Raw genomic sequence first — 23,458 nt, 5'->3', positions numbered from 1 at the left:
CACGATGCCGGATCCTTCGTCACCCCTCTCCGCCCACGCGGACACCTTCGCGCGTGATCACCTCCCTCCCGAGGGGCTGTGGCCGACGATCGAGTTCACGACGCCCGAACTGGCGTACCCCGGCCGCCTCAACGCCGCCACCGAGCTGATCGACGTGCCGGTGTCCCGCTTCGGCGCTGATCGCCCGGCGCTGCGCACTCCGGCAGGCGAAGTCTGGTCGTACGGCGAGCTGCTGACCCGCTCGAACCAGGTGGCGCAGGTGCTGGTCGACGACTTCGGTCTCGTTGCGGGGCAACGGGTCCTGCTGCGCTCGCCCAACAACCCGTGGACTGTCGCCGCCTGGTTCGGCGTGCTCAAGGCCGGTGGTGTCGTGGTGACCACCATGGCAGCACTGCGCACTCGCGAGCTCATGCCGATCGTGGAGCGGACCCGGCCGTCGATCGCGTTGGTGGACAACAGGTTCGTCGAGGACGCTCAAGCCCTGCCGCTCGAGGTGGTGGACTACGACGACCTGGCGAGACGTGCCGCGGCGAAGTCGGGGGAGTTCACCGCCGTGGACACCGCTGCCGACGACGTGGCGTTGCTGGCGCCGACGTCCGGCAGCACCGGCACCCCCAAGATCACCGTGCACTTCCACCGCGACGTCCTGTCCATCGACAACACCTTCGGCCGTCACGTGCTGCGGCTGAACGAGGACGACCTCGTCGCCTGCACGGCGCCGTTCGCCTTCACGTTCGGTCTGGGCATGCTCGTCGTCTTCCCGTTGCGGGCAGGGGCCTGCGCTCTGCTGACCGAGGCCGCCACGCCCGCGCAGGTCGCGGATCTCGTGGAGCAGCAGGGAGTCACGGTGCTCGCGACGGCCCCCACAGCGTACAAGGCGATCCTGCGCGACGGTGCCGACGGCAAGCTCGCCGGTCTGCGGACCGCGGTGTCGGCCGGCGAGCACATCCCCCTGCAAACCTGGCAGCGGCTGCAGGACCGGCTCGGGCTCCGGGTGATCGACGGCATCGGCGCCACCGAGTTGTTGCACATCTTCATCTCCGCCGCCGGTGACGACATCCTGCCCGGCTCCACCGGCAGACCGGTGCCGGGCTACCGCGCCACCGTGCTCGGCCTCGACGGTGAGGAGCTCGGACCTGACGAACCGGGACGGCTCGGCGTCATCGGCCCGGTCGGCTGCCGTTACCTCGATGACGCGCGGCAGAAGGACTACGTGGTGAACGGCTGGAACGTCACCGGCGACATCTTCCACCGCGACGAGGCCGGCTACTTCTACTACCACGCCCGCAGCGACCACATGATCGTCTCCTCCGGCTACAACATCGGCGGCCCGGAGGTCGAAGAGGCCATCGACTCCCACCCCGACGTGCTGGAGTCCGCCGTCGTCGCCAAACCCGACGAAGAACGCGGCTCGGTCGTGTGCGCGTTCGTGGTGCTGCGCGACGGTGTGGAAGGCGATGCTGCGAAGGCCAGGGAGATCCAGGACCACGTCAAGCGGACGATCGCCCCCTACAAGTACCCGCGCGACGTGCGGTTCCGCACCTCGTTGCCCCGCAACGCGAGCGGGAAGCTGCAGCGGTTCGCGCTCCGCAAGGTCGTCGAGGACGAGGTGAACGCGTGAAGATGGCGGCCAAGAAGATCGCGACCAAGAAGATCGCAGTTGTGGGTGGCGGGCCCGGTGGCCTGTACTTCGCCGCGCTGATGAAGCAGCTCGACCCCGCGCACGACGTCACCATTTGGGAGCGCGACGCCCCGGACGTCACGTTCGGCTTCGGCGTGGTGTTCTCCGACGAGACCCTCGGCGGCATCGAGAACGCCGACCCGGAGTTCGCCGACACGATGGCGCGCCGGTTCGCCCGGTGGACGGACATCGACATCCACTACCGCGGCGAGAGCCACACCGTGGGCGGACAGGGGTTCGCCGCGATGAGCCGCAAGGAGCTGCTCGGCCTGCTCCAGCAGCGGTGCCGCGATCTCGGTGTGGTGGTGCACTACTCGACGCCCGCTCCGGACGCCGAACTCCTGCGTCGCTCTCATGACCTCGTGGTCGGGGCGGACGGCGTCAACTCGCTGGTCCGGCAGTCCTTTGAGGACGTTTTCCGCCCGACGCTGGACCGGCGGCACAACAAGTACATGTGGCTCGGCACGGACCTGGTCTTCGAGGCGTTCCAGTTCTTCATCAAGGACACGCCGTGGGGGACCATGCAGGTTCACGGCTATCCCTACTCCGACAGCGGTTCCACGTTCATCGTCGAGATGCACGAGGACGTCTGGCGCCGGGCGGGATTCGACACCGGCGAGCAGTTCCCGCCGGGTGTGTCCGACGAGCGGGCCGTCGAGCGGATTCGTGAGCTGTTCGCCGAGGAACTGGCCGGGCACCAGGTTTTCGCCAACAACTCGAAGTGGCTCAGCTTCACCACCGTGCGCAACGATCGGTGGCACCACGGCAACCTCGTGCTCGTCGGGGACGCCGCCCACACCGCGCACTTCTCGATCGGCTCCGGCACCAAGCTCGCGATGGAGGACTCGCTCGCCCTCGCCGCCTGCCTGCACGAACACCGCGACGTCGAAGCCGCTCTGACCGCCTACGAGGCCGAGCGACGCCCTGTCGTGGAGTCGACGCAACGCGCCGCCCAGGCGTCCCTGGAATGGTTCGAGAACATCGGCATGTACGCGGAGCAGGAGCCGACGCGGTTCTGCTTCAACCTGCTAACTCGCTCCCGCCGCATCACCTACGACAACCTCCGCACCCGCGACTCGGAGTTCGCCGACCGAGTCGACGCCGCTTTCGCCGCCTCCCAAGGACTTCAGTCGACGGCCCCGGCGATGTTCCAGCCGTTCCGCCTGGGACAGCTGGAGCTGAAGAACCGGGTGATCGTCTCGCCGATGGACATGTACTCGGCCGTCGACGGCGTGCCGGGCGACTTCCACCTGGTGCACCTGGGATCCAAGGCCCTCGGTGGCGCGGGTCTGGTGATGACCGAGATGGTCTGCATCTCGCCGGAGGGCCGCATCACGCCGGGCTGCACAGGTCTGTGGAGCGACGAGCAGCGCGACTCGTGGGAACGCATCGTGTCGTTCGTGCACGAGCGGAGCACCGCCCGCATCGGCCTGCAGCTGGGCCACTCCGGCCGCAAGGGCTCGACCCGCCTGATGTGGGAGGGCATGGACGAACCGCTGCCCGACGGCAACTGGGAGACCGTCGGCCCGTCCCCGTTGCCGTACGGTCCGGCCTCGCCCGTCCCGCGCTCCGTGGACCGCGACGACATGGACCGCATCACCGCCGAGTTCGTCGCGGCCGCCCGCCGTGGTGCCGAAGCGGGCTTCGACCTGCTCGAACTGCACTGCGCGCACGGCTACCTGCTGTCGTCGTTCCTCTCGCCGATCGCCAACCAGCGCACCGACATCTACGGCGGCTCCCTGGAGAACCGGCTGCGCTACCCGTTGGAGGTGTTCGACGCCGTCCGCGGGGCGTGGCCCGCCGAGCGCCCGATGATCGTGCGCATCTCCGCGACCGACTGGGCCCCCGACGGCAACACCGAGCACGACGCCGTCGAGATCGCCCGCGCCTTCGTCGCCCACGGCGCCAACGCGATCGACGTCTCCACCGGCCAGGTGACCGCCGATGAACGCCCGGCGTACGGTCGCTCGTACCAGACCCCGTTCGCCGACCGGATCCGCCACGAGGTCACCGGCGCCGCCGTGATCGCGGTCGGCGCCATCGCTTCCTACGACGACGTCAACTCCATCCTGCTGGCGGGCCGCGCCGACCTGTGCGCGATCGGCCGCACCCACCTGTACGACCCGCACTGGACCCTGCACGCGGCGGCCGAACAGGAGTACCGCGGCGCCGAGTGGCCCGTCCAGTTCCAGGCCGGCAGCCGCAAACCACCGACCGCGCGCACCGACGCCATCCGTCCACGGCTGTCCCTGCTGCGCGCCGACGCGCCGGACCGCGACGTCCACCTGCGCTGGACCCCGCACCGCGAACCCGTAGCACTCTCGTAAGGCCCAGTGGCCCTGCGCGGCGCACCTGCGTCGGTCACCATCGCGTCATGGACTTCAGCGACCTCAAAGCCGTCTTCATCAACTGCACGCTCAAGCGGTCACCCGACCGCAGCCACACCGAGGGCCTGGTGGACGTCAGCCGGGCGATCATGGACAAGCAGGGTGTCGAGGTCGAGGTGATCCGCGCGATCGACCACGACATCGCCACGGGCGTGTGGCCGGACATGAGAGAGCACGGCTGGGAGAACGACGCCTGGCCGGAGATCTACGCGCGCGTCATGGCCGCCGACATCCTGGTGATCGCGGGCCCGATCTGGCTGGGCGACAACAGTTCGGTGACCAAGCAGGTCATCGAACGCCTTTACGCCTGTTCGAGCCTGCTCAACGACGCCGGCCAGTACGCCTACTACGGCCGCGTCGGCGGCTGCCTGATCACCGGCAACGAGGACGGCGTCAAGCACTGCGCCATGAACATCCTCTACAGCCTGCAGCACCTCGGCTACACGATCCCGCCGCAGGCCGACGCGGGCTGGATCGGCCCTGCGGGACCCGGACCGTCCTATCTGGACCCCGGATCGGGCGGCCCGGAGAACGACTTCACCAACCGCAACACCACGTTCATGACGTGGAACCTGCTGCACGTGGCGCGGATGCTCAAGGACGCGGGCGGCATCCCCGCGCACGGCAACCAGCGCGCCGGGTGGGACGCCGGCTGCCGCTACGACTTCGACAACCCGGAGTACCGGTAGATCCCGCACGCCAGGCCCGCTCAAGGCAGACGAGCGGCCAGCTCGGCGCGTGAGCTGATACCGAGCTTCGTGTAGACCTTGCGCAGGTGGTACTCGATGGTCTTCGGGCTCAGGAACAACGCCGCCGCGACCTCTCGGGTGGTCTTGCCCTCCGCGAGCAGCAATGACACCTGCAACTCCTGGGGTGTAAGGGTCTCACCCGGCGCGCGACGCTGGATCGTCTCGCCGGTCGCTCCCAGCTCGACCGCGGCCAGGTCCGTCCATCGGGCCGCACGCAGGTTCTCGAACGTCTCGAGCGCGGCGTGCAGGTGCGGCCGGGCGTCGACCCTGCGCCGGGCCCGGCGCAGGCGGGCACCGTAAGCGAGGCGGGTTCGCGCGGTCTCGAAGTCGTCGAGCGTCCTGGCGTGAAAACGAAGGGACGCCTCGAAATGCGTGTCGAGATCGGGGTTGAGCATGCCGAGTGCCCGCTCGGCCCGGCCCATCGCCCACGGCTGGCCCTTCGCCGCCGCTTCGGACCGGTAGCGCTCGGCCTGCTCGCGGGCGTCCTCGTGCCTGCCCAGCCGGACCAGCGCGTCGGTGAGCTCGGGCGCGGGCGACAGGTCGGGATCGGTCAGCTGGAGCTCGCCGAGCAGCCCGGCGAGCTCCTCCAGGTGTGTCAACGCTTTCGAGGCGTTGCCCAGCCCCAGTTCCAGCTCTCCCAACGCGAACAGCGACCAGACCCGGCCGATGTGGATGTCGCGGGCGCGGCAGATCGGCAACGCCTCGGCGACCAGCGCGCGGCACTGCGCCTCGTCGCCCAGGCGGGCCCGCAGCCACGCCAGGCCGGCCAGGCACATCGCGAGGTCGGTCTCCTGCCCGGTCTCCCGCGCCAGTCGCGTCGCCTCGTCGTAGGTCGCCTCCGCGCGGACCCACTGGTTGGTCGTGGCCTCGTCCCGTGCGACGTGGAACAGCAACGACGGCAGCGTCCCCACGGCCGCTTCCGCGCGCACCTCGCCGACGATGCGCCGCAGGTCCGCACCCGAGGACGCGTCGCGCAGGAACAACGGGCCGATCATCAGCCACGACAGCCTGTTGCGGTCGGCGTGCAGCAGTCCGGACGAGGCGAGCAGCTCCACCGCGGCACGGATCTGGTCGGCACCGCCGCGGTTGGCCAGGATCCGCGCCGCGCCCGCCGCCATCTGGCCGAGGCCCCGCGCCCGCGGCGTCGTCACCCGCTCGAGCATGTCCTCGATCTCGTGCGCCAGCGAGACCCCGGTCGCGGTGTCGCCCAGGTAGAAGCAGGCGTTCACCGCGTCGGCCAGCAGCACGACACCCTCGTCGGCGCTGTCGCTGCGGCGGGCGGCGGCCCGGCTGAGGTCGCGGGCCTCGGTGAGCGAACCGGTGCGGGCCGCGATCGCACCGCGCAGTTCGAGAGCGGTCTGCTCGTCGCGGCCGGCCTCGTCGAGCAACGCGACGGCACGCGACGTGGTCCCGGCCAGCCACGCGGACTCCGCCGCCGCCACGCACAGCGAGGCGTGCCGGTCGACGTCCGGGCTCAGTCGCGCGGCCCGTTCGTACGCGGCCGCGGCGACTTCGTGCGCACTGCGTTCATGCGCTCGCACAGCCGCCCGAACCAGAAGATCGGCGACGCGGGCGTCCGGTCCCAGCGTCGCCTCGGCCAGGTGCCAGGCGTGTCGGTCGGGATCACGCGGGCCGAACGTCTCCGCCACCGCGCGATGGATCGAGCGGCGGAGCTCGGGCGTGGCGTCGCTGTAGACAGCGGCGCGGATCAGCGGATGACGGAACTCGACACGGCCATCGGTGATCTGGACGAGCTGGGCGTTCTCGGCCTCGGCCAGCGCGTCGACGGCCACCCCCAGCACCCGGCACGCGCCCGCGACCACCCGCAGGTCGTTGCCCGCCACCGAGGCGACGGCCAGGGCCGCGCGTCCCGGTTCGGACAGAGACCGCGCCTGGTCGGCGAACTCCGCCGCCAGCGTCGCGGACACCGGCAGCGGAGTCTCCGGCGACACGTGGTCCAGCCGGTGCGAGGCCAGTTCGATGAGCGCGAGCGGGTTCCCCGCGGTGGCCGCGTGCAGCCGCGCGACCAGGTCGGGCGACACCGTCGGGGACCGGCTGGAGACCAGCTCACCCGCGGCGGCGAGGTCGATGCCGGACAACGCCAGCGCGGGCAGCCCGGGCTCGGGCGAGCGGGTCGTCGCCAGCAGCACGATCGGATCCGCCGCGAACCTGCGGGCCGCGAACGCCAGCGCGTCCGCGGACGGCCCGTCGAACAGGTGCAGGTCGTCGAGCAGCACCGCCACCGGCCGTTGCTCGGCGAACCGGCAGAGCAGGCTCAGCGTCGCGGCACCAACCGCGAACCGGTCACCCGCGGTCCCCGGCCGCAACGCGAGCGCGACGGACAGCGCCTGTGCCTGAGGCGCGGGAATCTCGTCGAGACGGTGCAGCGCGGGCCGCAACACCTGGTGCAGCGCGCCGAACGGAATCTCCCGCTCCGGCTCGCTCCCGGCCGCCCACAGCACGGTCATGCCGGTCGCGCTCTCGGCCGCCTGGCGCAGCAACGCGGTCTTGCCGACACCGGGCTCGCCCGTGATCGCCAGGACGCCACCGCGCCCGATCCGCGCACTCGCGACGAGCCGCTCGATCTGTCGACGCTCGGACTCGCGTCCCATCAGCACACGGGGGAGTGTAAGCAGAGCCTGACGACTAGGTGGGGTACCTGATGCGACTGTCCTGTTGGCGCTCATACGTTCCAGCCCTCACAGGAGGGAAGAGCTGATGACCACGACAAGACCCGAGGTCGACACCGACAAGCTCATGCAGTTCGTGTTCCGGGCCGTCGACGAGGTGGGCGCCACCCTGAACGCCGCCCTCGTCGTCATGGGCGACAAGCTCGGCTACTACCGCGTCATGGCGTCCGGTGAGCCGTTCAGCCCCGCCGAGCTCGCCGACCGCAGCGGCACCGCCGAGCCGTACGTGCGCGAATGGCTCAACGCCCAGGCCGCCGGCGGTTACGTGACCTACGACCCCGCGACCGGCCGGTACACCCTGCCGATCGAGCACGCCGTGGCGCTGACCGTCGAGAACAGCCCGGCGTTCCTGCCCGGCATGTTCCAGATCGCACTGGGCACGGTGCACGACGCCGGGCGTGTGCTGGACGCCGCCCGCAGCGGTTCCGGGGTCGGCTGGCACGAGCACAACACCGACGTCCACCTCGGCTGCGAGCGGTTCTTCCGGCCCAACTACGAGGCGAACCTGATCGAGGGCTGGCTGCCCGCGCTGGACGGCGTCACCGCCAAGCTGCGCGCCGGTGCCAAGGCCGCCGACGTCGGCTGTGGACACGGCGCATCGACAATCCTGATGGCTCAGGCGTTCCCGAACTCGACCTTCACCGGGTCCGACTACCACCCCGAGTCGATCCGGATCGCACGGGAACGCGCGGCGGCCGCCGGCGTCGGTGACCGCGTGACGTTCGAAGTGGCGTCCGCCAAGGACTTCAGCGGCACGGGCTACGACCTCGTGACCATGTTCGACTGCCTGCACGACATGGGTGACCCGGTCGGAGCGGCACGGCACGTGCGGGACGCGGTGGCCTCCGACGGCACGTGGATGATCGTCGAGCCGATGGCCGGTGACAACGTGGAGGACAACCTCAACCCCGTCGGCCGCACCTACTACGGCTTCTCCACCCTGCTGTGCACACCCGCGTCGCTGTCGCAGGACGTCGGTCTCGCGCTGGGCACCCAGGCCGGGCCCGCGCGCATCCGGGACGTGGCGGTCGCCGGCGGGTTCACCCGGTTCGCCGGGGTGGCCGCGACGCCGTTCAACCAGGTCCTCGAAGTCCGGCCGTGACCGCCGAGCCGCGCCCGGTCCGCGAGCCGGACCAGACCGGGTTCGCCGAGCGGGCCGGGGTGCGGCTCGCGTTCAAGGTCTACGACAACCCCGGCAGGCCGACGGTTCTGCTCATGCCGACCTGGTCGATCGTGCCGTCGCTGTTCTGGAAGGCGCAGGTGCCCTACCTCGCGCGGCACTTCCGGGTGGTCACGTTCGACGGCCGCGGCTCCGGCGAATCGAGCCGCCCGGCAGGCCCTGAGTCCTATGTGGACTCGGAGTATGCCGCAGACGCGATCGCGGTCATGGACGCCACGCGCACCTCGCAGGCCGTGCTGGTGTCGTTGTCCCGTGGAGACGCCTGGTCGGTGCTCGTGGCGGTCGGCCACCCGGACCGCGTCACCGGCATCGTCGCCGTCGCACCGGCCAGCGCGTCGCTCATCGGCACGCTCGGCCAGGAGAAGCAGGCCTGGGAGTCCATCGGGAGCGGGGCTCAGTACAACCGCCACCACTGGCTCCACGGCGGATACGACGAGTTCGTCGACTGGTTCTTCGCCAGGATGTTCCCCGAACCGCACTCCACCAAGCAGATCGAGGACGGCGTGCGGTGGGCGCACCAGATCGAGCCCGCCACGATGGCCGACACCACGGACGGACGGCTCGGCTCGGAGTCCATCGAGGACGCCTGCCGCGAGGTGCGCTGCCCGGTGCTGGTGATCCACGGAACCGACGACCGGGTCCGCCCGCACGCGATCGGTGAACGCCTCGCCGAGCTGACCGGCGGTTCACTGGTGCTGGTCGACGGCTCCGGGCACGGGTTGCCCGCGCGCGATCCGGTGCGGATCAACCTGCTGGTCAAGGAGTTCGTCGACCGCGTGCACCCGGCCGCCCGGCGCACTCGCCAGTCCAGAGCGATCAGCAGGCCGCCGCGCGCGTTGTACCTGAGCTCGCCGATCGGTCTCGGCCACGCCCGGCGCGACCTGGCCATCGCCTCCGAGCTGCGCAAGCTCCGCCCGAACCTGGAGATCGACTGGCTCGCCCAGCACCCGGTCACCGAGATGCTCGGCCGGGCGGGGGAGCGGATCCACCCGGCGTCGGCGTGGCTCGCCACCGAGTCGGCCCACGTGGAGGACGACGCGGGCGAGCACGACCTGCACGTGTTCGAGACGTTCCGGCGGCTGGACGCGGTGCTGGTGCACAACTTCATGGTGTTCGACGAGGTCGCGGCCCAGTACGACCTGGTGATCGGGGACGAGGCGTGGGAGGTCGACCACTTCCTGCACGAGAACCCGCGGCTCAAGCGGTCCGCGTTCGCCTGGCTGACGGACTTCGTCGGCTGGCTGCCGATGCCCGACGGCGGCGCGCGCGAGGAACGCCTGACCGCCGACTACAACCTGGAGATGATCGAGCAACGAGCGCGCCTGCGGCGGGTGCGCGACCGGTCGGTGTTCGTCGGCAACCCGGACGACGTGGTGCCGCTGCCGTTCGGCGACGGTCTGCCCGGCATTCGCGAGTGGACGGAGCAGAACTTCGACTTCTCCGGCTACGTAACGGGATTCGACCCGCCAGACGAAGCCGAGCGCGAGGCGTTGCGCAGGAGGATCGGCGTCCGGCCGGACGAGAGGCTGTGCGTGGTCACGGTCGGCGGCTCGGCAGTGGGGGAGTCGTTGCTCCGCAGAGTGCTCGACGCGGTGCCGTCCGCGCGAAAGCTGGTGCCGGGCCTGAGATTTCTCGTCGTCACCGGACCCCGCATCGACCCGTCGTCGCTGACCCGCGATCCCGGCGTGGAGGTGCGCGGCTACCTGCCGGACCTGCACCGCTACCTCGGCGCCTGCGACCTGGCGGTGGTGCAGGGCGGCCTGACCACCTGCATGGAGCTGACGGCCGCCCGGCGCCCGTTCCTCTTCGTGCCGCTGCGCCACCACTTCGAGCAGAACTTCCACGTCCGGCACCGGCTCGCCCGGTACGGGGCGGGCCGCTGCATTACCTACGAGGACGTCGCCGACCGGGAGGTCCTGGCGGCCGCCATCGCCGAGGAGATCGGGCGGGAGACCGACTACCGGCCGGTCGAGAACGACGGCGCGGCGAAAGCCGCCGCCTTGCTGGCCGACCTGCTCTGACTACTGAAGCCCGGTCTTGCGCATGACGCGGTCGAGCAGTTCCGCGTCCTCGTTGCGTTCGTCGGAGGAAGTCGTGAGAGCGAGCAGGAAGATGATCAGCACGCTGACGCCCGCACCGCCGATGATCAACGACGTGATCAGCTCCTGGGAGTTGCCGGAGATGACCGGGGAGTTGCGGTCGACCACGATGTTCATGGCGTTCATGCCGGTGTAGTGCATGCCGGTGACCGCGAGCCCCATCACGAGCGCGGCACCGGCGACGGCGAGCGGGCCGCGGACGCTCGTCGTCGCCCACAGCGCGGCGGTCGCGGCGACCACGGCGATCGCGATGGACAGGATGACCTTGAGCGTGTCGTAGGTGATCGTCGCGCCGATCTTGATCCCCGCCATGCCGGTGTAGTGCATCGCGGCGACGCCGAGCCCGGTGACGAGCCCGCCCGCCACCAGCGGCAGGAGCCGGACGTCGCGTTCGCCGGTGTTGGCGTGCCGGACGATGAACAGTCCGATGCCGACGACCACGATGGCGACGACCATGCTCAGCAACGTGATCGGGATGTCGTAGGCGACGGTCGCGCCCATCCACGTGCCGAGCATCGCGGTGAAGTGCATGCCCCAGATACCGAGTCCGCCGATCGACACCGCGGCCACCGTCAACCACCAGTTGCGTGGTGCTCTGGCCGCGTTCCGTGCCCGTTCGGAGGACAGGAGGCCGAGGGCTGAGCCGAGACAGGCGACCAGATAGGCCGCGATCGGTGTGAAGGTCCCCATGTCCATATGAGATGGAAACATTCCGTATCTATAGAGACAAGAACAACTTCTCCTTTGTGCCACTCTCGGTAGAACTGTCAGCTGTATTCGGCCAAATAGGTCAACACCGCGAGCACCCGCCGGTGCTCCTCGACGTTGGCGGCCAGACCCAGCTTGGCCATGATGCTGCCGACGTGGGTCTCGACGGTGCGCTCGGTGAGGAACAGCCTCCGCGCGATGGCGACGTTCGTGCAGCCCTCGGCCATCAGACCGAGCACCTCGCGTTCTCGCGGCGTCAGCGCCCCCGTGGCGGGCCGGCCCAGCAGCCTGCCCACCACCTCGGGATCGAGAGCGGACCCACCGGCGGCGACGCGCGCGATCGACTCCAGGAACTCGTCGACGTCGAGCACGCGGTCCTTGAGCAGGTACCCGAACCCGCCCTGGCTGACGAGCTCGACGGAGTGCCGCGTCTCGATGTGCTGGGAGAGCAGCAAAATCGCGACGCCGGGCTGCGCGGCCCTGATCCTGCGGGCGGCACGGGCGCCGTCGTCGCTGAGGTCGGGAGGCATCCGCACGTCGACGATCGCGAGGTCGGGTTCGGCGGCGGCCACCACGCTCACCAGCGTCTTGGCGTCGGCGGCACGACCCACGACGTCGTGGCCCGCGTGGGAGAGCAGGCTCGCGAGACCTTCGCGGAACAACGCCGAGCCCTCGCCGATCACGATGCGCACGGCAGCACCGCCTGGATCGTCGTGCCGAGCCCCGGCCGGCTGTTCAACCGCAACGAGCCGCCCAGCGCCGCGACGCGATCGGCCAGTCCGGCCAGCCCCGATCCCGCGCGTGGATCGGCACCACCGCAGCCGTCGTCCTTCACCACCACGTTCACCTCGTCGGCCTGCTGGGTCACGCTGACCGTGATCTCGCTGGCGCGGGCGTGCTTGGCCGCGTTGGTGATCGCCTCGGCCGCGACGAAGTACGCCGTGATCGTGACGTCGTCGGCCAGCGGTTCGGCCATGATCTCCAGCGTCACCGGCACCGGGAGCTTGTTCGTCAGCGCGGCGAGAGCGGAGTGCAGGCCGTCGTCGAGGCTGGCGGGCCGCAGGCCGTGCGCGATCTGCCTGAGCTCCGCGATCGCGGTGGCGAGCTCGGCGACGCTCTGGTCGAGCAGGGCGTGCATGTCGACCCCGCCGGCGGAGAGTTGACGCTGGGCCAGCCGCATCGCCATGCCCAGCGACACCAGCCGCTGCTGGGCGCCGTCGTGCAGGTCGCGCTCGAGCCGCCGCCGTTCGGCGTCTCCTGCCTGGACGAGCCGGGCCCGGCTGGCCTCGACCTCGCGCAACGCTGCGGCCAGCTCGCCGCGCAACCGCGAGACCTCGACGAGGCTGGCCGCTGCGGAAGCGACGATCCGCAGGACAGACGGAGAGGTGGTCGCCGAGGCGAGAACGCCGATCTGCGTGCCGCCGAGGGTGATCGGCACGAGCCCCGTGTCGGCCACCGGCACGCCCCGCGCGTCGACGAAGCCGGTCGACGCCGGGATCAGCAGGCCCACCCGGAGCGTGGGGTCCTTCAACGCCGTGCGCAGGGCCTCCTCGAGCTCTTCCGGTTGCGCCGCCTGGGTGTGCACGCGGTGCTGCAGGTCGTCGATCGCCTGCAGAGCCGCCCTCGTCCGCGGGAACAGCCGCCGGTCCACCACCCGTTGCAGGCGCTTTCTGACCGGCGCGAGCAGCACGGCGCAGACCGCGGTGGCACCGGCCGCGGTGGCGGGGGAGTCCTGGCCCACCACGAGCCCGAGCGCGAGTGCGGACACCGCATACGCTCCGATGAGGACCAGCAGCACGATCGTGTAGCTGATGGCGTCGGCCAGCACGCGGTCCACGTCGTAGAGGTCGTGACGCAGCATCGCCACACCCACCGAGCAGAACAGCGCGACGATCGTCGTCACGCCGAAAACCGTTGCCACGACCCCACTTCGGCCGGTGACCACGATCTCGGCCAGGCACACGACCGGGTAGGCGGTCGCTGCCAGACCCGCGAACGCCAGCCACTTCAGCTGCGCCCGCACGACATCGGCGGACCGCCGGAACCGCAGCACCAGCGAGACACCGGACGCGAGGAAGGCCAGCAGCAAACCGATGTTGACCACGAAGCTGAGCACGTGGACCACATCGGACGGTGGCCCCCACGGATGTGCCAGCCCCTCCATCGGCTCGGTGAACGGTTCCCGCGGCACCATCCCGAAACCCTGCTGGGCGAGGGCGAGCACGACGATCAGCGGTGGGAGCACCCGCCACCGCCGGCCGGGCAGCGTGCCGTCCGGGAAGTACAGCAGCAGCAACGCGATGGCGGCGAGCAGCCACCACCCGCTCTCGTTGAAGAACGCGACCACGCGGGAGTCCAGTGGCACCGAGGCGGGTTCGTTGAGCCAGCTCTCGTAGTACACGTCCCGCGCCGCCAGGAAGACCACGATCGCCCCGGCCCACGCGAGCAGCGCGCCGACGGGGTTGGCCCGCACCCGGAACGCGATCACCACGCCGAGCGCCGCCACGGCCAGTCCGAGCGCCGCGAAACCGGCGAACGGCAGCACCAGACCGCTCTGCAGGCGGGACACGAGCCAGCCGCCGCCGGCCGTCATGACGACGGCGACGCCCGGAAGACCCAGTCCCAGTGACCTCATCGCCCCAGGGTAAGGCCGGTGCGGCGGCCCGGCCTCCGTGTCAGCACGGAGCCGGGGTCCCGAGCCGGTACCGATGTGGACGCTGCCGTTCCAGCGGTTCTCTTGAGCCACGAACCAGCGCAGGAAAGGCAGGGATCATGTCCGTCGACATCACCACCGAGACCACGACCGAGACCGCGACCCGTGGACGCGTCGCCGTCCTGGCGGTCGTCCTGGCCGTCACGTCCGTCGCCGCCGTCATCGGCGGACTGCTGTGGCCGCAACCGGCGGCCGGCGGCGAAACCTACTCCTACGCCGACATCGCGGCCGGCCGCGACCTGTGGTGGTCGCTGCTCACCGGCCTGGCCGCCATGGCGGTGATCAACGTGCCGCTGCAGGCACTGGCGACCATGGTCCTCGTCCGGCGCCGCGGCAGCACCTGGGCGACCTGGGGCGCCGCACTCATGTGGCTCGGCGCCGGACTGCAGACCGCGGGCGTCGCGGGCTGGGCCACGGCCTACTTCTTCCCGACCGACCCCGGTGTCGGCCGCGCCGCCGGCGAGGCCGTGATCCAGGCGGCGAACAACGACGCCCACCTGTTCGCTCTGATGATCCCCGGCGCCGCTCTCGTGCTGGTCGGCACCGCGCTGCAGTGCGTGGGTCTGCTCCGCTCACACGCCGTGCCGAAGTGGGTGCCCCTCACCCTGCTCACGATCGTGCTGACGTTCGTGATCCCCGGCAACGGCCTGGCCGGCCTGCTGACCAGCATCCCGATGGCGGCCGGCGCGATCGGCCTGGGCTACTTCGCCTGGCGCTCAGCCGGGTGAGACCGCATCCCGCCGAGCCGGTGCCGCGGCTCGGCGGTGTCGCGCGTGCGGGACGCGTGCTCGTGCCAGCCCCGCTGGTCCTTGCGGAACACCGGGACCACGAACGTTCCCACCACGAACAACGTCACCACCACCAGGTCGACCAGGCTGATGCCGATCAGCGGTGACGCGATGAGCGCGTAGGCCACGAAGCCGGTGACGCCGAGCAGTTCCCGCAACGCGAGCTGAGCGGGGTTGGCCCGTGCACCGTCCTCACCGCGAACCCGGTAGTCCAGCAGCACTCCGCCGGGCGTCATCCCGTTCGCCGCGGCCGGCAACACCACCCTGAACAGCACGAGCACGCCGACGGCCCAGCGCGGATCGATGGGCAGCAGCTTCACGATCACGATCACCAGCACGAGTTCGGCGACCAGTCCGAGCAGCCTGCGAGGCACGGACACGGTGCCAGAGGGCGCGGTCGAGTCCTCGGACGAGGGAAGCCGGGGCACGACGAGCGCGGCAGGGGCCACCATCCACCCCAGCAAGGCGCCGAAGGTGTTCGACATCAGGTCGTCCACGTCGGCGATCCGGTACGGGCACGGGTAGTAGCCGAAGTTGCCGGTGTACTGGACCACCTCGACCGCCAGCGACAGCCCCAGGCCGATGGCGACGACGGCGAGCGGTCCCTTGCCGTACGCCTTGCGCAGCACCACTCCCAGCGGAACGAACAACGCGGCGTTGAACAGCTGCTGCAGGAATGCCTGCGACCGAACCATCGCCACGATGCCGTGACGCCCGTACGCCGCCATGTTGTTGTTCATGTCGGTCACCCACTGGAAGGGGACCGTCGACAGCATCTGGTCGCCCTGGCACACCTGCGACCGGTCGGGGAACGGCAGGAAGATCAACGCCAGCGCGACCAGGCCGTACAGGAGCAGGCCGTACAGCACGAACGCCCGGCGCGGCTCCACGCGCCCGAAACGCCAGTAGTGCAACGCCACCAGGGGAATGAGCACCAACAGCCCGATGCCCACGAACGCCAGGAAGCCGGTGCGCGCGGTTTCCCAGTACGACGCCATCATGAGCGGTCCTATGCCCGTGGCGTACTGGGGCCAAACCACGATCGGAGAAGATGCATCGGACGGACGCAGCAGGTACGGCCGGTCAGTCCCCGCAGGCACGCGAGGACTGACCGGTGTCACCTACAGCGGCAACGCTGTCGCCGTCACACTCTCCCCGGTGGACTTCACCGATCCGATGTGGACACCGTCAGGGCGCGACGAAGTTGCCCGACAGGATGATCAGCACCTGCAGCGTGATCCCCGTGCCGTAGTAGTCGTTCTTGTCCGGGCTGAACTTGGTGATCTGCGCGAACAGCTTGTCCAGCCACACCTGGCTGCCGGGGTCGGTCATCGCGGCCACGGCGAACGGCGCGGTGAAGCAGGGGTGCTGGCCCGACTCGGTCGCCGAGCCGTTCAGCTTGTAGCCCGAACCGATCTTGGCCGGGTCACCACCGGTCTTGGTCTGGATCCAGGAGTTCATCTTGCGGACCTGGGCCTTCGCCGCGCTGCCCTCGGCGGTGATCGCGTCCGCGCCGAGCCGCCACGGGTCGCGGCACGCGTTCCAGCTGTAGGCGCCGTCGTAGGAGCCCTCCAGGAAGTTCGCCGGCGCGGGCTTCGGGGTGCTGTTGGTGTTCACCACGAAGTCGGGCAGCAGACCGGTCGTGCTCGCGTACTGCGACTGCAGCTTGGTGACCGCGTTCTCCGAGGTGCTCAGCACGCTCGACCAGGTCGAGTCGCCGGTCGCCTTGGCGAACGCCCGGAAGTGGCCCGGCATCCAGTCCGAGGTGCGCGAGCTGGTGTTGTACTTGCCGTCGTTGCCCCAGTCGCCGAGCAGCAGGAACTTCGTGCTGCCGTTGAGCTCGGACTTCTTGATGGCGTTGATGACCCGCTTGGCCTCGCTCAGGTAGTTGACCGAGCCAGAGCTGCCCCAGACCTTGTCGGCGATCAGCAGCCCGTACGCGATCTCCAGGTCGCCGTCGGTCGCGGAGTCGCTTCCGTTGACGCTCTTGCAGTTCGAGTCCTGCTCGGCCGCGTGCAGGTCCTTGTTGTTGACCGACGGATGCGCTTTGACGAACTTGAGGATGCCGTCGAAGATCGCCCGCGCCTGGGGGTCCTTGCCGCTCATCATCGCGGCGATCGTCATGCCGTAGCCCTCGCCCTCGGCGACATAGGCGTGGTCGGCGTCCTTGGAAAGCACGGCATAAGTACCGGAACCGCATTTGGTGCTCAGAAAGTTGGCCTTCCAGAAGTTCCAGTACTTCATCAGCGCCGCGTCCTGCGTGGCCTGGTCCGCCGACGGCCGCAGCGTGCCCGGAACGTAAGGAGTCGCGGCCGCGTTCGCCGTGTGCGTGGTGATCAGACTGGTGGCTGTCACAGCAGCCAAAGCCAGTGCTTGCAGGGTTTTGCGCATGAGTCCCTCACTGGGTGAGACCGGATCTCGTTGGAGGGCGGCGATTTCCGTGAGAGTCGCATACGTCCAGACCTTTGGTCAATATGATAGGAAACTTTACATACTTAATGTGAAATGTCTGATCTGAACGATTTGCGCGCGACTACGCCCTGCGCATGCGGAGGTAGGCCCATCCGACCAGCGCGGCCGCGACGGAGGTGAGCACGAGGCTGCCGACCGTCACCGCGTTCTCGAACTGGGCGGTCTGCCGGGAAGTCCAACCGGGTTGGGCGATGCCACCGGTGAACATCAGCGCGAGAACCGTGCCGCTGACGGCGACACCGGCGGCGGAGGTGACCTGGGAGGCGGTGTCCACGAGTGCGACACCGATCGAGGTCCGGTTCTCCGGCAGGCCCTTCAGCACGTTGACGCCCGCGACGGCACCGACCACGCGGATGCCGATGGCCACGAGCACCAGAGCGACCGCGACCGGCACGTACCCGAGACGGCCCAGCAGCGCGTAGACGGCGAGTCCGGCCACGGTGCAGGCACCGCCGAGCCACGCGGCCCGGTCGAGGCCGGCCCAGCGCACGAAGCGGTTGACGAACGGGCCACCGGCGATCAGCACGACGACCTGCGGCAGCATGCCCACCGCGGCGAGCGCGGGGGACCAGTGCCAGTCGAGCTGCAGTTGGAGCGTCACGAGGTAGGTGAGGCCGGCCGCGGCAAGGCCGGTCGCCGCCTTGTACGCGAGACCGCTGGCCACCAACGGCCGGGCGACGAGCTTCAGATCGAGCAACCGATGGCTCGCCGAGCGCGCGCGTACGACGTAAAGAATCGCCATCACGACGGTGAAAGCGGCGGCGGCCCAAGGCATCCACGATCCCGCGCCCTGCTCGACGAAGAACGTCGGCACGACGAGCGCGAGCACGATGGTCGCGGTGCCGAGCACACCCCCGACCAGGTCCGCGGGGTCGCGGTGCAGGTCGGTGTCCGCCTGGATGCCCCGGCTGATGCCGGCGAAGGCGAGCACCGCGATCGGCACGTTGATGAGCAGCAACGTCTGCCAGGGCGCCACCGTGAGCACGAAACCGCCGAGCGGCGGACCGATCGCCAGGCCGACCAGGCCCACGGTGGAGATGAACGTCATCGCCCGCACGCGCAGGTCGTCGTCCTGGAACAACCGGAACGCCAGCGCGATCGAGCCGGGCGTGGTCATCGCCGCCGCGACGCCCATCAGCGACCGCACGGCGATGAGCTCGCCCACGGACGTCACGAACACGGTCGCCAGGCTCGCGACGCCGAGGAGCACGAGCCCGACGAGCATCACGCGGCGGCGCCCGACCCGGTCGGCCACGGCGCCGAACACCAGCATCAGGCCGCCGAACACGACGGCGTAGGAGTTCGACACCCACTGCAGCGCGGTCGTCGAGGCATGGAGGTCGCGCCCGATCGTGGGCAGGGCGACGGTGAGGATCGAGTTGTCGAGCATCTCGAACAGGAACACCGCGGACAGCCCGGCAAGGGCGATCCACGCTTCTCGCAGCGACCGCGGCGAGGTTTGGAGGAGGTGGGACACGAACACTGTTCTACGGACGAACAGTGTTCGTGTCAACTGGTAGGGTGGTCACATGAAGCGCAAGAGCTCGTCGCGGGAAGAGTGGGCGGCCCAGATCGAGGCACTGGACGCGCCCCCGGTGCGCAAGGAACCGATCACGGTCGACCGCATCGTGACGACGGCGCTGGGCCTGGTCGAGACCGAGGGGTTCGCCGCGCTGACCATGCGCGGCGTGGCCTCCGCGCTCGGCACCGGTCCGGCCTCGCTCTACGCGCACGTGCGCAACAAGGCCGAACTCGACGACCTGCTGATCGGCACCCTGAGCCGCAACGTCTCGCTGCCCACGCCGCACGCCGGACGGTGGCGCGCGCAGTTCGCCGACGTCTGCGGTCAGCTGCGCGATGAGTTCCTGCGGTATCCGGGCATCGCGCAGGCGGCCCTCGCCGCCGCCCCGGCCAACCTCGACACGCTCCGGATCACCGAGGGCCTGCTCGCGATCCTGCTGAAGGGCGGCGTGGCACCGCGGCCGGCCGCGTGGACGATCGACGCCGCACTGCTCTACGTCAGCGCCTACACCGTCGAGGCGTCACTGCGCCGCCACCCGGACCACGACGAGGACAGCCGCGTGGTCGACCGGGACGAGATCCTGGCCCGGCTGCGAATGCTGCCGGTGAGCAGGTTCCCGCACACGATCGAGCACGCGGACGAGCTGAACTCGGGCGAGGGCCACGAGCGGTTCGAGTTCACGTTGCAGCTGTTGCTGAACGGGCTGTGATCACGTCCGCTTGGCGTAGTCGGACTCGCCCTGCCAGTCGACCAGCACGCAGGGCTCGTCGCCGACCACCCAGGCGTCGTGCCCTGGTTCCGCCGTCATGAAGTCGCCGGGCCCGATCTCTTCCTGCTGACCGTCGTCCATGACGATCTGCATCCGGCCCGAGACGCAGTAACCCTTGTGCGCCACCATGCAGCTGTCGGTCTGCGCGATCGGCTTGACGTGTTCCGACCAGCGCCAGCCCGGCTGGAAGGTGGCACGGCCGACCGGGCCCGAGTCGAGGTTGAGCAGTTCCAGCTGACCCATGCCCTGTTCGAAGGGACGGGTCTCCTCTGGCTTGTCGAAGCTTTTGACGAGCAGACCGGACATGGTCCACCTCCTCGGGAGTGTCCATCGAGGACAACACGCGAAAGGCCCTGTGCGCGCGTGGCACAGGACCTGTTCGATAGGGCCGAACGGACGTACCTCGACGCCGGTGTATCAGCGGTGTATCTGCCGTGGATGAGGCCCCCAGACGCTGTGGGAGCAGTGCAGACAGCGAAAAGGGGATCTCATGCGGTTCACCAAAGTCACGGTCGCGGCCATCGGCCTGCTGGGCGCAGCTCTGATCGGCACCGCCGTGCCGGCCGGCGCGGCCACGGGGGAAGCGTTCAGCCCGAACGCCGAGCTCGCGCAGGCGCAGCTCGGCGACACGGCCACCGCGTCCGACATCAGCATCCAGCAGACGGCCGCCGGCGCCGTCAAGTGGATGTCCGACCGCAACGGCAGCACCGCCTACGAGGGCTACTGCGAGCGCGCGGTCCGCCTCGCGTGGAACCGCACGACGCACCACGCGTCGGCGATCGAGCACTGGCGGTCCTCCGACGGCGCCCGCCACACCACCGGCACGCCGCCCAAGGGCGCGTTCGTGTTCTGGGACATCAGCCAGTACGGCCACGTGGGCATCGCGGACGGCGCGGGCGGCTTCTGGTCGACCGACGTCAACAACAAGATCGGCCACGCGAGCTCGACGTCGCACTTCAGCCACTACCTCGGCTGGAAGCCCGGCAACAGCAACTGATCCAGGGACCCCGCCGCGCGCGCCAACGTGCGCAGCGCGGCGGGTTCGCCTTCCCGGTTTCCGGTGCGGCGGTAGGTGTCCAGCGCCTGCTGCACCAGGTCGTGCGCTTCTTGCGGGTGACCGTTCGAGATCAGCGCCTCGGCCAGCTCGACCTGGGCGAACGCCGTGCACCGCTCGTCGGTGAGGTCCATCAGGATCGCCACGGCCCGGCGCGCGCTGACCAGTTCCTCCGCGTGCTCGCCCGTGCTGCGGTACAGCGCGGAGAGCCGGACCAGCACGAGCGCCTCCCGGTGCGCGTCACCGAGATCGGCGGCCAGTTGCCGGGCACCGGTGAGCCACTCCCGCGCCTGTGCCGGCGAGCCGAGGGCGCCGTGCACCGCGCCGATCGACGCCCGCATGTGCGCGACGGAGTGCAGATCGCCCGCGGACTCCAGCAGCCGCAACGCCTCGACGTAGAACGCCATCGAAGGCTCGTACTCCGCCCGCAGCCGGTACACCACGCCGATGCCCGCGACCGCGGTGCCCTCACCGCGCTGATCACCGACCGAGCGGTAGAGCTCTTGTGCCGCAAGCATTCCGCGCTCGGCGTCGGCGAACTCGTCGCGGTAGATGTGCACCTGGGCCACGCCGCGCAGCAACGCCGCCTCGCCCGCCTTGTTCCCGGCCGCCCGCACACTCTGCAACGCCCGCGCGTGCGTGCGAGCCCAGTCCTCGTAGTGACTGTGCAGGTCGAAGAACGGCACACAGGCCGCCGCGAGCTGCCACGCCACCTCGTCGAGCCCCGCGGCCGCCGCGATGTCGACCGCCCCGCACAACGTCCGCCGCTCCGCCTCGAACCACGCGACAGGCTCGGCGAGCAGGTACTCCGGTGCCCGGACCGGGTCCACCGACGCGATCGTCGTGCCGAACGTGACCGGTAATCGCCGCGCCGCCGTGACCGCGAGCCACAGCCACGCCCGCAACGTCCGCTCCAACGCACCCGTCCGCTCAGGCGACGAACGGACCAGCTCCAGTGCGTGGCATCGCAACAGATCGTGCAGGCGGTACCGGGGCTGACTGATCGCGTCGGAACCGCAGGACTCGAGCAGATGAGCGTCGACCAGCCCGTCCACGACGTGCTCGCTGCCCGGCGAGTCGAGCAGCGTCTCGACCACCCAGCCGGGGAAGTCGTGCGGCCCCAGCAACGCCAGCCGCACGAACGCGTGGAACTGCGGCTCGGACAGCTGCCGGACGCTGAGGTCGAAGCTCGCCCGCACGGCCAGCTCACCGGAGCTCAGCTCGCGCAACCGCGTCGACTCGTCGACCAGCCGTTCCCGCAGCACCTGCAGCGACCACCCGCCGCGCCCGGCCAGCCGCGCGCCCGCCACCCGGATCGCCAGCGGAAGATGCCCGCACGCCAGGGCGATCGCCGCGGCCTCACCGGGCTGGGCGCTGACCCGGTCCGCACCCGCGATGCCCGCGAGCAGCGCGGCAGCCTCCTCCGGTGCGAACGGCGGCAGCTCCACCTGCAACGCGCCCGGCAGCTCGGACAGCCGGCGCCGGCTGGTCACCAGGACCGCGCAGCCCGAATCCCCTGGAAGCAGCGGCACGACCTGGCTCACCGAGGCCGCGTCGTCGAACACCACGAGCACCCGTCGCCCGGCCAGCCGGGAGCGGTAGAGCGCGGCACGGGCCGTGACCTGCGAAGGCAGCCCGGCGCCGGTGACTCCCAAGGCGTGCAACAGTTCCGTGAGCACATCGCCCGCCTCGCGCGGGTGTTCGGCGGTGCCGCCGAGGTCGACGTACAGCTGCCCGTCCGGGAAATGATCACTGACCTCGTGCGCCACCCGGATCGCGAGCGTCGACTTGCCGACACCGGGCGGCCCGGTCACACCCGCCACCGGCGCGGACACCGACCGGCGCCGCAACGCCTCGACCAGCGCCTCGGCCTGCGAAGCACGACCGCAGAAGTCGGACACCGACGGCGGCAACTGCCGGATCGGGGCGCCGGAGGGCTCGTCCCGCAGCACCGCGAGCTGCGCCTCCCGCAGCGCCGGACCCGGCTCCAGGCCGAGCTCGCCGGCGAGCCTTTCGCGCATGTCCGCGTACACCTGCAACGCCTCAGCGCGCCTGTTGTCCTGCTGCAACGCGACCACGAGCTGACCGCACACGCTCTCGCGGTACGGATGCTCCGCCAGCAACGCCCGCAGCTCCGGGATCGCGGCGGCACTCTCACCCAGCGCCACCTGCAGGGCGAGCCGGTGCTCGGTCGCCGACAGGCGGGCCTCGTTCAGCCGCGCGAGCGCAGGCGTCCAGGCATCGTGGTCCGGCAGATCTTCCAGCGGCCGGCCACGCCAGAGGGATTCCGCCTGCCGCAACAACTCCAGCGCGACATCAGGCCGGCGGCGCGCGTCGGCCACCAGCTCGTCGAACAGCAACGTGTCGAGTTCAGAAGGCGACAGCTCGAGCACATAACCGGTTCCGTGGGTGCGCAGCTGCTCGTCGAGAAGCTGCCGCAACTGCCAGACGTACGTGCGGACGTTCGACACGACCGACCGCGGCCGCGACACGGGCCACAGCGCCTCGACGAGCTGGTCGAGCGAGACACCGGTGTTCGCGTGCAACGCGAGGTGCGCGAGCAGGGCCCGCTGCTTGACACCGCCGAGGCTCTCCCTGCGGCCGTCCCGCCAGACCTCGAGCGGGCCCAGCAACCGCACGCTCAAC

17 protein-coding genes are annotated in these 23,458 nt (G+C 70.2%); 8 read left to right on the top strand and 9 right to left on the bottom strand.

Going from position 1 to position 23,458, the window contains the following annotated elements; all coding sequences use genetic code 11:
• Positions 1–4: 4 nt before the first annotated feature.
• From ABZ345_RS22470 to ABZ345_RS22460, 3 genes are read left to right on the top strand one after another with little or no spacing between them, the layout of a single operon-like run.
• Entirely contained in the window at positions 5–1,621 is a 1,617-nt protein-coding gene (locus tag ABZ345_RS22470) for an AMP-binding protein (protein ID WP_359851834.1), read from the top strand.
• A 2-nt stretch (positions 1,622–1,623) separates the two neighbouring features.
• Positions 1,624–4,008 (top strand): bifunctional salicylyl-CoA 5-hydroxylase/oxidoreductase, encoded by a 2,385-nt coding sequence (locus tag ABZ345_RS22465; protein WP_359852049.1) that lies wholly within the window; start codon positions 1,624–1,626, stop codon positions 4,006–4,008.
• Between the two features lie 47 nt (positions 4,009–4,055).
• Positions 4,056–4,757: a flavodoxin family protein gene (locus ABZ345_RS22460; RefSeq protein WP_359851832.1), complete on the top strand. Its 702-nt coding sequence runs from the start codon at positions 4,056–4,058 to the stop codon at positions 4,755–4,757.
• A gap of 20 nt (positions 4,758–4,777) precedes the next feature.
• Here the strand turns inward: ABZ345_RS22460 and ABZ345_RS22455 are convergent, their stop codons facing one another.
• The gene (locus ABZ345_RS22455) at positions 4,778–7,429 is read right to left on the bottom strand and encodes an AAA family ATPase (RefSeq protein WP_359852046.1); all 2,652 of its coding nucleotides are present in this window, start codon (positions 7,427–7,429) and stop codon (positions 4,778–4,780) included.
• Between the two features lie 106 nt (positions 7,430–7,535).
• Here ABZ345_RS22455 and ABZ345_RS22450 point away from each other — a divergent pair, with 106 nt between their 5' ends.
• The gene (locus tag ABZ345_RS22450) at positions 7,536–8,609 is read left to right on the top strand and encodes a class I SAM-dependent methyltransferase (protein ID WP_359851830.1); all 1,074 of its coding nucleotides are present in this window, start codon (positions 7,536–7,538) and stop codon (positions 8,607–8,609) included.
• Positions 8,606–10,708: an alpha/beta fold hydrolase gene (locus ABZ345_RS22445; protein WP_359851827.1), complete on the top strand. Its 2,103-nt coding sequence runs from the start codon at positions 8,606–8,608 to the stop codon at positions 10,706–10,708. Before ABZ345_RS22450 ends, ABZ345_RS22445 begins: the two co-directional genes overlap by 4 nt.
• Here the strand turns inward: ABZ345_RS22445 and ABZ345_RS22440 are convergent, their stop codons facing one another.
• The 3 genes from ABZ345_RS22440 to ABZ345_RS22430 form a co-directional block, all read right to left on the bottom strand.
• Positions 10,709–11,476 carry an MHYT domain-containing protein gene (locus ABZ345_RS22440; protein WP_359851824.1) on the bottom strand — a complete coding sequence of 256 codons (768 nt, stop codon included), beginning with the start codon at positions 11,474–11,476 and terminating at the stop codon, positions 10,709–10,711.
• Positions 11,477–11,553: 77 nt separating this feature from the next.
• Entirely contained in the window at positions 11,554–12,186 is a 633-nt protein-coding gene (locus ABZ345_RS22435; RefSeq protein WP_359851821.1) for a response regulator transcription factor, read from the bottom strand.
• Complete coding sequence (locus tag ABZ345_RS22430) at positions 12,174–14,129, bottom strand: sensor histidine kinase (protein WP_359851818.1); 1,956 nt, start codon at positions 14,127–14,129, stop codon at positions 12,174–12,176. Before ABZ345_RS22430 ends, ABZ345_RS22435 begins: the two co-directional genes overlap by 13 nt.
• A 137-nt stretch (positions 14,130–14,266) precedes the next feature.
• Between ABZ345_RS22430 and ABZ345_RS22425 the strand changes: the two genes are divergently transcribed.
• Positions 14,267–14,935 carry a hypothetical protein gene (locus ABZ345_RS22425; RefSeq protein WP_359851815.1) on the top strand — a complete coding sequence of 223 codons (669 nt, stop codon included), beginning with the start codon at positions 14,267–14,269 and terminating at the stop codon, positions 14,933–14,935.
• On the opposite strand, the gene ABZ345_RS22420 is transcribed toward ABZ345_RS22425, so the two are convergent.
• The 3 genes from ABZ345_RS22420 to ABZ345_RS22410 form a co-directional block, all read right to left on the bottom strand.
• Positions 14,908–16,035 (bottom strand): VanZ family protein, encoded by a 1,128-nt coding sequence (locus tag ABZ345_RS22420; protein WP_359851812.1) that lies wholly within the window; start codon positions 16,033–16,035, stop codon positions 14,908–14,910. The genes ABZ345_RS22425 and ABZ345_RS22420 overlap by 28 nt on opposite strands.
• A gap of 148 nt (positions 16,036–16,183) precedes the next feature.
• The gene (locus ABZ345_RS22415; protein WP_359851809.1) at positions 16,184–17,386 is read right to left on the bottom strand and encodes a glycosyl hydrolase family 8; all 1,203 of its coding nucleotides are present in this window, start codon (positions 17,384–17,386) and stop codon (positions 16,184–16,186) included.
• Positions 17,387–17,528: 142 nt separating this feature from the next.
• A complete protein-coding gene (locus tag ABZ345_RS22410) occupies positions 17,529–18,944 on the bottom strand; it encodes an MFS transporter (protein WP_359851806.1) in 1,416 nt (471 codons plus the stop codon).
• Between the two features lie 52 nt (positions 18,945–18,996).
• Here ABZ345_RS22410 and ABZ345_RS22405 point away from each other — a divergent pair, with 52 nt between their 5' ends.
• Positions 18,997–19,698 (top strand): TetR/AcrR family transcriptional regulator, encoded by a 702-nt coding sequence (locus ABZ345_RS22405; RefSeq protein WP_359851803.1) that lies wholly within the window; start codon positions 18,997–18,999, stop codon positions 19,696–19,698.
• On the opposite strand, the gene ABZ345_RS22400 is transcribed toward ABZ345_RS22405, so the two are convergent.
• A complete protein-coding gene (locus ABZ345_RS22400) occupies positions 19,699–20,064 on the bottom strand; it encodes a cupin domain-containing protein (protein WP_359851800.1) in 366 nt (121 codons plus the stop codon). It lies immediately after the preceding gene.
• Between the two features lie 184 nt (positions 20,065–20,248).
• Between ABZ345_RS22400 and ABZ345_RS22395 the strand changes: the two genes are divergently transcribed.
• Positions 20,249–20,755, top strand: coding sequence for a hypothetical protein (locus ABZ345_RS22395; RefSeq protein ID WP_359851798.1), 507 nt, complete (start codon positions 20,249–20,251; stop codon positions 20,753–20,755).
• On the opposite strand, the gene ABZ345_RS22390 is transcribed toward ABZ345_RS22395, so the two are convergent.
• Positions 20,722–23,451, bottom strand: coding sequence for a BTAD domain-containing putative transcriptional regulator (locus ABZ345_RS22390; RefSeq protein ID WP_359852043.1), 2,730 nt, complete (start codon positions 23,449–23,451; stop codon positions 20,722–20,724). The genes ABZ345_RS22395 and ABZ345_RS22390 overlap by 34 nt on opposite strands.
• Positions 23,452–23,458: the final 7 nt, after the last annotated feature.

Origin of the sequence: Lentzea sp. NPDC005914 (genome assembly GCF_040629405.1) — a bacterium.
GTDB lineage: Bacteria > Actinomycetota > Actinomycetes > Mycobacteriales > Pseudonocardiaceae > Lentzea.
The sequence above is the reverse complement of the archived record's forward strand: the minus strand, read 5'-3'. Positions and strand labels throughout refer to the sequence as shown.